Source organism: Dendronalium phyllosphericum CENA369 (genome assembly GCF_016056275.1).
GTDB lineage: Bacteria > Cyanobacteriota > Cyanobacteriia > Cyanobacteriales > Nostocaceae > Dendronalium > Dendronalium phyllosphericum.
Genome location: NZ_JAECZA010000111.1, coordinates 1 through 12,604, shown reverse-complemented (window position 1 = coordinate 12,604; position 12,604 = coordinate 1). Strand labels below are relative to the sequence as shown.

Genomic DNA, 12,604 nt, shown 5'->3' with positions numbered 1-12,604 from the left:
ATTCCAGGCAATGCGACTTCAACAGCTTTACGAATTGACTGTTGTCCGTCACTTATGACTCCATCAATCTCTACATCAAGAGTATTTTTCACTTCCAATAGCAAAGCGGCTAAATCCTCATTTCTTGATGATAATAAACTTTTCGCCAGCAAAATTTCTCCTGATAAACAATCACGAATCACCCATAGTACTTCATGCCCAACATCCGGTTGCATCCCATCAATTGCTAATATCAATCCCCCTTGTTTTTTGGCGATGGCTTTAAGTCTTGAGTGGTCACTTAACCACAGTGCAACCAATTCGTCATATCTTTCTAACAGGTAAATAACGCTTCGCTCGCTTACTTCTACACCGCGATTACGAAGTTGTTGATGAATTTGAGGTATGCTTCTGTGTTCTTGATAACGCAACGCTCCTACCAGTGCAATCACATCTAACCCGAATTCCTGTTGTGGTAATGCCCACGAACCTTCCTGCTCTGGTCGATACTTAATTTTGTAACGCTCACAAGAGCTATTTTGACAACGGCGAATTTTCAACAGTAGTTGTATCACTCCTTTAAGAGTTCTCACACGTCGCAGATTGTTGTACTCATTCCACATGGGTTTGCCGCAACTGGGACAATTCTGTTGCACGCATTCTAGTACTTCAGATGATGTCGCTTTTGGTTGAGGGCTTTTTCTTACCATTCATGCACCACATATTCTCTGTGTTCCCTAGTTTACTTGAATATCTGACCCTCTCTAGCAAAATTTGCGCTTCTAGAAAAAAACAGATTGAAACATTGTTGGCAAGCAATAGAGAGGAGATAGAAGACCGAAAGCTAAGAGTATTACTAATTGATGAGTGCCATCTGTTATGGGGAGATTTAACTGGGTATGTTTGGGGGAGAACTGACCAAGAAATAGCAATTGGAATCGTTAATGAACGAGATAAACAGACATACTACGGGGCGGTTGATTATCTCGATGGCAAGTTACTTCTTAAAGCTTACAATGCTGGTAACTCAAACAATACAATTGATTATTTACGTTATTTATTAGACTCTTCTCCCGACCAAAGATTACTTCTTCTTTGGGATGGTGCTTCTTATCATCGTTCACATCTTGTTCAAAACTTTTTAGCTGAGATAAATCAAGGTTTACCTCCAGAACAATGGAAAATTCATTGCATTCGTTTTGCTCCTAATTGCCCATCACAAAATCCTATTGAAGACATTTGGTTACAAGCAAAAAACTGGGTTCGGCGTTTTTGTGCTTTAGTTCCAACATTTCACCATTTAAAATGGATGTTTGAGTGGTTTATCCGTAACACTACCTTTGATTTTATGTCTCTCCAGATGTACGGAGTTTTTTCAGAAATCAAATACTAGTCCTATAGACCCATTTTTGCTAACCACTTTGTAACTAACTCTCTCATTTCAGCAATTTGAGTTATTTTGTTGGCAAGGATTACAAAATCATCGGCATATCTTATTAGGGATATAGTTTTTTGATTTATTTGTTTATCACCTTTCAGGCTGCGCGCATAATCTATTACTAGTTGTTCCATCCCATGTAGGGCTATATTCGCTAGTAGGGGAGATATTACACCGCCTTGGGGCGTGCCTGAGTTAGTCTCAAAGAACTGTTCCTCATCCATTACACCCGATTTCAACCATGCTTTGATAAGTCTGTGCATTGTTGGGAATGTATTGATTTTTCTGAGCAGTTGTTCGTGGTTGATTTTATCGAAGCACTTGGATATGTCGGCATCTAGAACATACTTAATAGATTGTTTGATGCTGTTGAATATTGCTCCGATTGCATCGTGGGCGCTTCTACCTGGTCGGAATCCGTAGCTATTTGGCTCAAATCGCGCTTCCCATTCTGGTTCAAGAGCCAGTTTTGCAAGGGCTTGAGTCGCTCTGTCGTGCATAGTAGGAATACCTAACGGGCGCTTGTCACCATTAGATTTGGGAATCCAAACCCGACGGGTTGCACTAACATGAAGGTTAATGTTCAAGCTCAGTACCAGAGTAAGCCGAGCCTTGGGAGTAAGCGACTTGATGCCGTCTACGCCTGCGGTTTTCTTACCCTGGTTATCCTGGGTTACTTTACGGACAGATAAGGCTTTTCCTGACCAAGACCTCATCAAGGTTTTTTGGAGCCTGCGTACTGCTTTAGTATCACCACGTAGAGAGGCTTGGAATATTCTTTTCTGAAGCTTATAAACGTTCTTTTCCAGCTTTCGCCAGTTAATCTCGTTCCATTCCACCATCTGATTGCTCAGTGTTTTAGACATATATACTTCCTAATGTGACCATTCCATCCATATCATCGTGAGTACGTCGGCTTATCTTGACCATTACAGCCAAGCGTTCGCTTCTTACTCAATCTTGCCCGTCAAGGCATCCGGTTAGCACCTACTCAGGTATTCGACCACCTGAGAGCGTTTGACGGGTTACTTCGTTCCGAGTAACAATACTGATACCTTTAGAGTGACACTTTTCACCGGGTTTATTGGGGGTGCTTATTGGTCGAACTCTGACTCGCCAATCCCTAATCCTTTTGCCTTTTGGCGCAGCGTTTCAGCCTGATTGCGCTGCTTTGACGTTACGATGACTCAAACGTGTCTTTCTTTCGTACTCATGGGTATCTTGCTTGGCGGATTACCGGATTTAGGCTTCCAGTAAGAGCGCCTTTCATTCCCGCTTTACGGATTGAGGACTAGTCGCTACCGTAGGGAAAGGGCTTTCACCTCAGCACTTGAGGGGTAGGATTTACACCTACATTGTTAATCAGTTCTCTAGGCTTGAACCTAGGGGTTAATCCCCCAGAACCCTTACGGACTCTGGTTTCTAACCGACGAATCACACCAAAATACCGTTAATGCTGTAGGTTTTAGACTGGGTAAGCAAAGTGACGCAGACAACATGTTGCAAATCAGTCATCTTGTTTCCCTCCAGCTGCACACGCACCAGTCAAACTTGCACCTAGGAAGACGGCGATAGATGCAATGGTGCTTCCTTCAAAAATTTTCGCGTTGTAAATCCATGTGCGTTGATATTGCTCGCCTCTGCTTTGCTCAATGCGGTCAACGCCATGACAAAAGATAGCACCAACAACCATAAAACTAGTAGTTACCAAGCTCAAAAGTGCGACTTCTGACGCTGCATCAAGTAGGAATGAGTTAATCTTTTCAGTCCAAGTCTTGACGCGGCGAATATGCAATACTGGCTTCTGCTCTAGATACTTTTGCCACTGATCATCAGTAAAGTTCGCCCTGTTGTAATCACAATGGTCTTGTGACTGTAGCATTTCGTCTACTGCTTGGATGGCATCTCCTAGTGTTACGTCTGGATAGTATTCCAGTTGCCTGAATTGCTCTGAATCTCGGATTTCTCTGAGCCAGCGATGTATTGCTTGTAAACGCCTAATTTGATTAGATGTCAGCATTATTTCTCCTTTGTTTGGTAGTTCGTTGATTGCTTCTAAATTGCGTAAATTGATATGCATGAATCCTCTGTCCTGATACTCCCACGCACAATTACCGCGACCGCTGATATGAGCAGACGCAATGCAGATATTGCTGTGAATAGTTAATTGAATGCTGTCAAAACAGCGCTCGCAAGCGGGAGCAACCTCGAAAGGAAACTGCCAAGTGCGTTTTGCGCTTGGGTCTTACTTGCGTCTGTCCTGAGTTATTTGACGTATTGATAATCTTGACACTACTATAGTAACAGCAGGTACTAACAAGTGCAACTCCCTTTCAAAATTTTCTTATTAAGGCGACAATTGCTGACAAGAGATAGTACTTATATGTACCTGTAGAGATGCCTAGTAAAAAGCCACGAGTCATGGTTTACCTTGACCCAGATAAGCACGAGTTTCTTAAAGAATGGGCTGAGGGTGAGCATCGAAGCGTTAACAACCTCATAACCATGCTGCTTGAGCAAGCGATAGACAATAAAAAGGAGGAAAAGGACAAATGAATAACGTGATCGCACAGAACAAAATCAGGAGGTAATTTGACCGAGGGAAATCAGCCAAACGATGATATAGAGCGTGTTGAGGAGAAATTTGACCCACTAGCTGAGACTAGATATTGGCTGCCAGCTGCTTCAGAGCAACACTGCAAAAGGATAAGTAGAAAAAGAGGAATACGATTAGTTAAAGTTGTTGACACTAAGATAGAACCTTTGCCAATAATTTGTATTTTTGAGAGGCATCCAGATGAGTGAAATAGCTACCCAGATTCCAGTAAGCGAATTAATCCCAATGCTGATTGCGATCCGCGATCGCAACTGGGAACGCTTTAAAGAAGTTGAAAAACAATTTGTTACACAACATGGCGTAGAGGTATGGGAAGATTTTTTTGCTTTCCGCCTCAAGCCAGCTTTAGATCCAGAATCTGACAGATGGCTGCTAGTTCAGTGGTGTAGCAAGGGCTTCACAGTCAAGGATGTAGTTTAATGATGGGAATTCGCATACACCCATTAGATAAACTGTTTCAAAAATGACGAAACCCGCTCGATTGGGAAGTTAAGCGGGTTCCATCATTTGTCTATTTATCACGGGTAACTCCGAACTGAAAATGTCGTGGCAGACTTTTTCGGAACCGCGATCGCAGCTCTATGATAACCAGTTCTGCGCTCGCATTGCAACATGAGGAGTTACCCGAATTTTGAAAGAAAATTCGAGGTAATACAAGTGCATACTACACAATTGAATCCAACGACAGCAGAACGGTTAATTTCAGGCTTACAGCAAATTCCTCTTTACTGGGCCTTGACCCCTGTTACAGACAATAAACGTCCTTATCGTCAAGACTGGCAACGAGAAACAGCACTAAGTAGGCAGGCGCTGATTAGAGAACTGCAATCAGGCAAAGCCTTTGGCTACGGCATCCGCACAGGTGAAGTGTCAGGCGGAATTCTAGCCATTGATGCGGACGGTACAGCAGCAGAAGCACTACTACAAAAGCTTGCTGATGGCGACTTACCCGACACAGTAATTTTTAGCTCTGGCAAAGCTGGGCGCAGGCAGTTACTTTACTTTGTCACAGAGGAATACTGGCAAGTAGTAAAAACAGTCAAGCTCAAAACTGGGGTCAAGGGCGATGACGGTAAAGAGCAGTTACTAGAATTTCGCTGGAATGGGTTACAAAGCGTACTACCCCCATCTGTACACCCACAAACTGGTAGTTATTACTGGGAGCGATCGCCACAAGATGTTTCAGTTGCTAACTGTCCAAACTGGGTGATTGAGTTAATGCTGAATCATCAGCAGCCTGTGGCAGTTCCACAACCTCAAATTAAAAGTGTGCAAACTACAGTCAGCGATCGCCCGACTTTATCCATTTTTCTCGGACGGGATGACAGAGATTTAGTAGAGCATGGCACGAGTGATGGTGGACGGAACGACGCAGCGAAAAAACTCAGCCTTAACTTAATCGCTACCGCCCGTCGCCTCACAGAACTGGGCATTGACTACGATAGCGACCCCCGCGCCCTATATGACCAGTTCTGCACTAACTGCACTCCACCACTAGGTTCTGATGTTCGTAGTGAAGCTGATGGCTGGTGGAAAAACGCCGAGGCCCACGCATTACGTCCATCTTTGGATGACGAAAAGCTACAAGGATGTTACACAGCTTGGTTAAATAAGCAAAAAAGAACACATAGCCAAAATAGGTTAACCGTACAAAAGTCTATTGTCAGTACTGACAATAGCTTATTGTCAGTGCCACCACTGACCATAGAAATGATTACTAAACAAGAATCTCAGCCTATTGTCAGTGTTGTCAGTGGCATCTTAGCCTCTGATTTAGACGACATAGAAGAGAGTTTTAAATTAGACTTACTACGTACTGAATTAGGAATTAACCAAAAGCTTTTTGACCGCATTGTTGCTAGAGAGCGCGTCAAACTCTATGAGGTTTTGCCAGAAGATGAAATGCGGCTCAAGTCGCTGATCGAGTGGCGAAATACCAAAATTGACTGGGGCGCTATCTTACCCGCTCCTCTAGCCCGCGATTTAATCCATGACGCGGACGTTTTGAATGTTGACCCTGTTGTAATCTGGCAGCCGTTATTGAGCGCTGTCGCATCTTTAGCAGGCACGACGATTAATTTGGATATGCAATCTCATAAAATTCCCTCTGTACTGTGGACTGTGACAGTTTTAGAGTCCGGTGGCGGAAAAACCCGCGCAGACAGTTTGGTTGTAGCCCCATTACGAAAAATGCAAGCCGAAGCAGTCCAGCGCTACCTAGATGCGGACAAAGAATATAAACGGGCGCTCAAAGAGTGGGAGAGAAGCGGCTGTGAAGGTTTGGAACCAGAGCCACCCGCTTTAAGGAAGTATTTGTTTGAAGTTGCAACCATTCAAGCCGTGTTAAAGCGCTCTGCTGAAAACGCTGGCTATGGGTCGCTGTGGGCAAGAGATGAAATCGCGGGGCTGTTTAATTCCTTGGGGCAATTCTCCAGGGGTGAGGATGAAAGCTTGCAGATTTTGTTAAAACTTTGGGATGCAGCCGCCCTTTGTGTTGACCGGACATCTATAACTGACAGTTATTTTGCCGAACGTACAGCCGTTTCTTTGACAGGTGGTATTCAACCGGCTGTGTTTCGCAAAACCTTTAAGGATGCTGACGACAGTAACGGGCTGCAAGCGAGAATGTTGTTTGCAGTTCCCCAGCGCAGGAAACAGCGTTATGTAGAAGGCTTTTGTCAACTTAGCGAACGCTTACCCTTACTTTACAAGTGGATGGAGGAATTACCAGAACTCAACGTCAAAATTAGCCCCCAGGCGAAAGCATATTACAAAAAGCTAGTCGAGATAATCGGCGACCAAATAGAACAAACGACACACGCAGCTATCCGTAATTGGATGTCCAAGCTACCAACCCAGATTTTGAGAATTGCGCTGATTCTGCACCTGCTTGAGTGTTTTTACTCACCCAACAGCCGAGATATTTCAACACTGCAAAAAGATACCCTTGAACGCGCTGTCAAGCTTGCCCAATACTACAGGAGTGCTTTTCATGTTTTGCAAGAGAAAGTGAGCAATAGCGATGAGATTAGCTCAATTCTGTTGCAAATTTACGATCGCGCCTCCCAAACATCAGACGGCGTTTCTGTCCGTGACATCTATCGACCACTCGATAGCATCAAGTCACGGGCTAAGGCAGCAGGCAGAGAAGCCAGTGCGTACACTCATGATTTATTTCTCAAAATGCAACAAATGGGTTATGGGGAAATTGTACGTAAAGGGCGTTCTGTGCGATTTGTAGCAGCAAAAATCGAAGACGTTGAAAAACTCTTTACAACCACTGACAACACTGACAATGAGAAAAAAAACATCTCTAACGCTCTAGATAGCGAGTCAATTAATGTCAGTGATAGCCACTGCCAATCACTAACTGTCAGTACTGACAATAGTGTTTTGCACGTAGATTACGGACAATATAATGTGATAAATAAGACTGAAATTCCGCCGCTGGATGATTCTACTTCCCTACCGCAAGTTGAAGTTGTTGACACAGTATTAGCCAAACCTCAACAGGTCAAAGAGAATCCAGCTACACTAGAAATTACCAAGGGTGCAAGGGTGCGGGTTTACTGCCCTGGCAGCAAGCGGCATGGCGCATATGGGATTGTAACTAGGTTTATCTATGAGCAGGGCTTTCTCAAAGCGATCGTCTTACTAGAGAATATTGAAGCCAGCTTAAGAATATGGGAATGCTTTGTGCCAGGGAATGAGGGGATGAGATTAGAGTTAGTTTCTTGAGGATGCGAGGATCTGGGTTTGCCTAATATATGTGGCTCTACTTGAACCATGCCGATTAAGCAAAACTCATGAAGGCATTTCTTACTTTAGATATGAAAGCTAGACTCTCAGAGCCTTTTGAGAGCCAATGCTGCGTATCGCTGTTGCGAGGTAATAGCTAAAATAAATTGCTGAATGAGAGATGAATTGGCTTGACAACCGAACCAGGGCGCGTGATTGCAGATCAAACCGATAATGGTATTGAGCCGAGATAGATCGAGTCATTGAAACCCACAGCAATCTCAGAGTTTTTCAGTCTACTGAGTTTGGTTTTTCGTGCCTACTTAATTACTAGTGACTTTTGTCACATTAAAAATGTGACAAAAATCACTTACATGCAAATGTTTTAAACTATATTATCCCTTCAAAACGCTTAGGGCATTGAGTTGAGGAACTATATAACTATAGCCCTTTAGCTATACAGACATTAAAGTATACAATAAGGTGTTAAAAATGGAGAAGCAGCAAGCTAATCCTGTTTCTCAAATCTTCCAAGAAGATGTGAGAAATACTCTAAAAAGCATCAAAGTGCTAGCAGAGCAAATAGAACGGTGTATAGAGCAACACGACCCACAAGTAGACGAACTACCAATTCATAACCAATTATTAAATACACCCTCTTTAAATAAAAAAAAGCTGGTAATTATTGTTCCTGTTTTTAATGATTGGGAGGCTTTACAAAAGCTAATATTACTTATTGATGAGCTTATTTGTAGCAAAGAAGTTAATATAAATATTTTTATTGTTGATGACTATTCAACGAAACCAGTCCCTGATTTATTAATTCACCAAAAGTATTGTCATATTAGAGAAGTTAACATCCTTCGACTTAGGCGAAATCTTGGACATCAACGAGCTATAGCGGTTGGTTTGTCCTATGTTTATTACCATTTAAATTGCGATTTTGTTGTTGTGATGGATGGTGATGGTGAGGATAATCCCTTTGAAATAGAACGTCTCCTGAAAACTTCTGAGAAAATAGGTAACAATACAATCATTTTCGCTAAACGCAGTAAACGCTCTGAAAGCAAGACATTTAAGTTTTTCTACTTGATTTACAAACAGCTTTATCGACTACTGACAGGAAGAGAAATTAGCGTCGGTAATTTCAGTTTATTACCTGCCACCTTATTGAAGAATGTTGTAGTCATTTCAGAAATTTGGAATCATTACTCATCGGGTATTTATCGGTCTAGAATTCCTTATCTTGAAATAAATGTACCTCGAGCGAGACGATTAGCCGGACAGCCCAAAATGAACTTCGTATCACTTGTTACTCATGGCTTGAGTTCTATTGCGGTTTACGGAGATATTGTTGGCACAAGAATTTTATTAATTACTACAATTTTGTTAGTTTTTTTATTATTGATATTATTATCTGTTTTATTAATTAAATTATTTACAGATTGGGGAATACCAGGTTGGGCCACTTATGTGTCTGGCTTATTATTTATATCTCTATTTCAACTAATTTTAATTGGTACTGTTTTTAGTATGATAATTTTGTCAGCGCGTAATAGTTTTAATATTATTCCAGGACGTGACTATAAATATTATGTTGATAATATACTGCAATTAAAATCATGAATGAGTTCAAGTATGTTGGAGCAGAGTTAGAGTTGTTTGCCTCCGCAAATAATTGGAAGAATTATATAAAGTTTTTATTAAGAAAATATATAAAAGGTAATGTTTTAGAAGTGGGAGCAGGAATAGGAAGCAACACTCGTTTACTCTCTAGCTCTCATTATAATAACTGGTTATGTCTAGAACCAGATATCCAACTTTTTAATCAACTTAAAGACTTGATTGCATTAAATAGCATAACTAACTGTTATTCTTTCAATGGAACTATTGATTGTTTGAGCGATCAGCAATTATTTGATTCAATTTTATATATTGATGTTTTAGAGCATATACATTCCGACAGAGAAGAAATAACCAAAGCTTATCAACATTTAAAAGCTGATGGTAATTTAATTATTTTAAGTCCGGCTCATCAATGGTTATTTACTTCATTTGATTCAGCCATTGGTCATTATCGTCGTTACAGTAAAAAAACGCTTAAGGCAGTCATGCCAGATGAGTTAAAAGTCATAAAACTAGCATATTTAGATTGTGTTGGATTATTTGCTAGTTTAGGTAACAAACTGGTTCTCAAACAAAGCATTCCAAGCTTAAAACAAATAAAGGTATGGGATAAGTTTATGGTTCCTATATCTATAAAAACTGATCCGCTTTTTGGATACCAATTTGGTAAGTCGATTCTTTTAGTTGGTAGGAAGAGATTTTAGTGAAGCTTTTCAAGGTTTTTTCCAAGTATCCAACTTATATTCTTATTGGGGGTTGTGTAACCCTAATTACAATCCTGTTACGAAGCCTTATAGGAAAGTTAATTAATGATGATACAAGTGCCAAGTACATGTCTTCAATCATACTAGCCTACGTTATAGGTATTTCTCTTAGTCTTTTTGCACATCAATCTATTACATTTAAAGCAAGAGATGGCATATCAATTGCTAAAAAGTTACAATTCATAGCTATACAGATTTTAGGTATGGTCTTGACTTTAATATGTGCGAATAACCTACGTGAAAATATTTTAGATAATTGGTTGCCAACTGAATTGTCAAAAATGTTTGCTTTTGCAGTTCCAGCTTTTGGAGTCTCAATAATCACATATCTTATAAAGAAGTACATTATTTTTGAGCGGTCTTAGGATTTGACAAGATTTTGTAGAGTTAGTGTGATATAGACAATTCTTTGCTGTTTGTATTTCAGCGGTATCAGCTATTAAACTTTTAATTTTTTAAATCTTTGACAAAGTTAATACTTATGGCAATTAATATTAAAATTTATATGTTGAAACAGAGAATCAACAAGTTATTTCAATCAAGGCATTTAATATTTTATCCAATTGTATTAGGTACATTTATAATTTTAATACATAATGTAATTACTATTATATTTGGCTTGTTACATCCTGAGCCAAATAATCCTTGGGAAGCAGCTATTATTGTAGAAGCGTGGCGAAATTTTCAAGGATTAGCGATATATGAAGATGTTCATCATGGACACGCAACACATATGTATGGTCCATTTGTAACATTTTTAATTGGATTTATTTTTCATATTACGGGACCGAATAATTATATAGGACGCTTAATCTCTTTGGTATCAGCTTTATTAATTGTATCTTTATTAAGTAAAATCTTATTAAGAAGACAAAATAAAGCTATTTTTAGTTTAGGTTGGATTCTATTATTTTGTTCTAATACAAGAGTAGATAACTATTTTATTGAAACTCGTCCTGATTTAACAGCTTTATTTTTTTCTTTAGTAGCAGTTTTATTAATGTACCTTGGGTATACTAAGCAAAACTTTAAAATTTACATCATAGGAGTTCTAAGTTTAGTAATTGGATTCTTTTTTAAACAAACTAGCATAGTATTTGCCTTTCTACCTGTGGTAGTTTTATTGCTGAGATATGATTTTCGCTCGAAAAAACGACTTTTATTGGCGTTTTTACCTGTAATAATAATGATAGGTATAATTTTAATTTTACGTTATGTAAATCCACAAGTATATTACTATATGATTGATGTTCCTAAACAATATCCTATAAGAATCAAATTAGCTGTTCAGGTATTTTTTCAAATTTTACCTATGAATCCTCTATTTTTATTTTGTTTAGGTGAAACCTTAATTAATCAAGAAGAAAATGTAGAAGATAGACAAAAATTGCAATGGATTATAGGTGCTATTATAATTACTATACCTACAAGCATTTTGGCTTATAGTAAGGCTGGGGGATTAGATAATTCACTATTGCCAGCTTTTCTGGCAATGTTTGCTTTTTGTTTAATAAAATTTAATAAATACTATACATTTTTGAAAAATCATACAGTAACTTATAAAAGGCGAATATTACTAGCCTTGTTTTTATCATTTTTAGTAATCAATAGTGTGATAATTCCTATACCTCGCGGTACTGTCTCAGCGATAAGTTACAAAAAACTTTTACTGAATCAGTATAGCCGTAGTTATTCAAATATAATTCAAAATTCTAAAAATTTAATAGGTAAAGTCGTATGTCCCGAAGATCCAACAATACCTATGTATGCAAAAGGATATGCAGGTGGTAGTATTTATTTAGAAAAAGATAGTATTGGTTGGACTAAATTGATTCCTAATTACACTTTGGAAGAAATTGTCAGTTCAGATTATGTTATAGATGTTGTTAATTGGTATCAGGACTCGTTAAATGAAAGTTCACTGAAAAAATTAGGCTTTGTACCTTTTGAAAATAATGCAATTGATAGCAGTTCATATCTGATATGGCGAAAACAATAATATGGGCTGGAGCTAGCTATTGCGTTTTTTCTTAAAAGCGCCCAATTCTATAGTAAATTTCCTCATTATTACTTAATGGGCATTGGTTAAAATCTATGTATTACATGAGCTTCAACTTATCCATTCGTCACATCAATATATATAGTAGTCGCATTCCACAATTGGGCTATTTCGTGTAATGCTGCTGTCAAAGTCTTTTCAATTCATTCATATCCCTGGCTCTCGAGTGGCCATAAAAATACCTGCGATGGACAGCCGCAACACCTAATGCCGGTCAGTAGTATTAGAGGCTGGAGTTTCCACTTCCAAGTTGTCCCGTCGCTTCTTGACTGAAAAGTCCGGCATAATCTGTCGCTCTACACCTCTGAGCGATCGCTGTTTTTATCGAAAAGCAATTTCAGGTTCTGTAACTCTTGAAAGCTCAAAAAACGCAAGTCATCCAC

General features: G+C 39.4%; 9 protein-coding genes and 2 pseudogenes. 8 read left to right on the top strand and 3 right to left on the bottom strand.

All coding sequences use genetic code 11. The annotated features are described in order from the left end of the window. Positions 1 to 602: pseudogene (locus I8752_RS19710) on the bottom strand (ISNCY family transposase); the annotation flags it as partial. A 155-nt stretch (positions 603 to 757) separates the two neighbouring features. Between I8752_RS19710 and I8752_RS19705 the strand changes: the two are divergent. Next, a pseudogene (locus I8752_RS19705) lies at positions 758 to 1,372 on the top strand (IS630 family transposase); the annotation flags it as partial. A 2-nt stretch (positions 1,373 to 1,374) separates the two neighbouring features. On the opposite strand, the gene I8752_RS19700 reads toward I8752_RS19705, so the two are convergent. Both I8752_RS19700 and I8752_RS19695 read right to left on the bottom strand, forming a co-directional pair. Continuing rightward, positions 1,375 to 2,283 carry a reverse transcriptase domain-containing protein gene (locus I8752_RS19700; RefSeq protein ID WP_214433993.1) on the bottom strand — a complete coding sequence of 303 codons (909 nt, stop codon included), beginning with the start codon at positions 2,281 to 2,283 and terminating at the stop codon, positions 1,375 to 1,377. Between the two features lie 641 nt (positions 2,284 to 2,924). After that, positions 2,925 to 3,497, bottom strand: a complete 573-nt coding sequence (locus tag I8752_RS19695; protein ID WP_214433992.1) for a hypothetical protein — start codon at positions 3,495 to 3,497, stop codon at positions 2,925 to 2,927. 317 nt (positions 3,498 to 3,814) lie between these two features. Between I8752_RS19695 and I8752_RS38640 the strand changes: the two genes are divergently transcribed. The 7 genes from I8752_RS38640 (at position 3,815) to I8752_RS19660 (ending at position 12,161) form a co-directional block, all read left to right on the top strand. After that, on the top strand, positions 3,815 to 3,973 hold the full coding sequence (locus tag I8752_RS38640) for a ribbon-helix-helix domain-containing protein (RefSeq protein WP_225895769.1): 159 nt from the start codon (positions 3,815 to 3,817) through the stop codon (positions 3,971 to 3,973). Between the two features lie 241 nt (positions 3,974 to 4,214). After that, positions 4,215 to 4,454 carry a hypothetical protein gene (locus I8752_RS19685; RefSeq protein WP_214433990.1) on the top strand — a complete coding sequence of 80 codons (240 nt, stop codon included), beginning with the start codon at positions 4,215 to 4,217 and terminating at the stop codon, positions 4,452 to 4,454. Between the two features lie 237 nt (positions 4,455 to 4,691). Further along, the gene (locus I8752_RS19680; protein WP_214433989.1) at positions 4,692 to 7,772 is read left to right on the top strand and encodes a DUF3987 domain-containing protein; all 3,081 of its coding nucleotides are present in this window, start codon (positions 4,692 to 4,694) and stop codon (positions 7,770 to 7,772) included. A gap of 492 nt (positions 7,773 to 8,264) precedes the next feature. Beyond that, positions 8,265 to 9,398 (top strand): glycosyltransferase, encoded by a 1,134-nt coding sequence (locus I8752_RS19675; protein WP_214433988.1) that lies wholly within the window; start codon positions 8,265 to 8,267, stop codon positions 9,396 to 9,398. After that, positions 9,395 to 10,102, top strand: a complete 708-nt coding sequence (locus tag I8752_RS19670) for a class I SAM-dependent methyltransferase (RefSeq protein WP_214433987.1) — start codon at positions 9,395 to 9,397, stop codon at positions 10,100 to 10,102. The genes I8752_RS19675 and I8752_RS19670 overlap by 4 nt, the downstream gene beginning before the upstream one ends. Beyond that, positions 10,102 to 10,527, top strand: coding sequence for a GtrA family protein (locus I8752_RS19665; protein ID WP_214433986.1), 426 nt, complete (start codon positions 10,102 to 10,104; stop codon positions 10,525 to 10,527). The genes I8752_RS19670 and I8752_RS19665 overlap by 1 nt, the downstream gene beginning before the upstream one ends. A gap of 116 nt (positions 10,528 to 10,643) precedes the next feature. Continuing rightward, positions 10,644 to 12,161, top strand: coding sequence for an ArnT family glycosyltransferase (locus I8752_RS19660; protein ID WP_214433985.1), 1,518 nt, complete (start codon positions 10,644 to 10,646; stop codon positions 12,159 to 12,161). Positions 12,162 to 12,604: the final 443 nt, after the last annotated feature.